The sequence below is a fragment of the Halobellus sp. Atlit-38R genome (assembly GCF_003665925.1).
GTDB classification, from domain to species: domain Archaea; phylum Halobacteriota; class Halobacteria; order Halobacteriales; family Haloferacaceae; genus Haloquadratum; species Haloquadratum inordinatus.
In genome coordinates this window covers 1-438 of sequence record NZ_QXIJ01000389.1, presented here as the reverse complement: position 1 = coordinate 438, position 438 = coordinate 1, and the positions used below count along the sequence as shown (strand labels likewise).

The window sequence follows — 438 nt, the reverse complement described above, 5'->3', positions numbered from 1 at the left end:
TATCGGCCTTGACGGCTGGCGCATCGACGTGGGGTATCCCAAGGACCGCGACGAGGCCGAGCGTCGGCTTCAGGGCGACGAGACCGACGAGGAGACCGAGACGGTCGTTAAGTCAGACGCCTGAGACGACAGCGAGCAGTATCGTGGAACTACGGGGAAGCACTTTGTTCACGAGGTGCTGTGCCAACGTTCCCGTTTGAACTTGTAATGGGAATGGCCACCTCGAAACCATCGTAGATTCACCGCCTACAGCGAAGGAATTTGGCTGAAGATCTGCTTGATCGGTACTAGTAAGCACGGGAGAAAGGACTCAGTCCCAGATCGTGTTGTACCCGGCGTCACCGATAACACCGTCAGTCGTGAGGATCGCATCAGTCTCTTGTGCCCGGTGACTCGCGACGATCAGGCCGTCGTGGATGCTGAACTCACCAAGCAGTT

The 438-nt window shown here is 57.3% G+C and carries 1 protein-coding gene; it reads left to right on the top strand.

The genetic code is table 11. The features are described from left to right. The coding region (locus D3D02_RS21745) for a UTP--glucose-1-phosphate uridylyltransferase (RefSeq protein WP_121571403.1) at window positions 1–124 on the top strand (124 nt) is incomplete at its 5' end. Window positions 125–438: the final 314 nt, after the last annotated feature.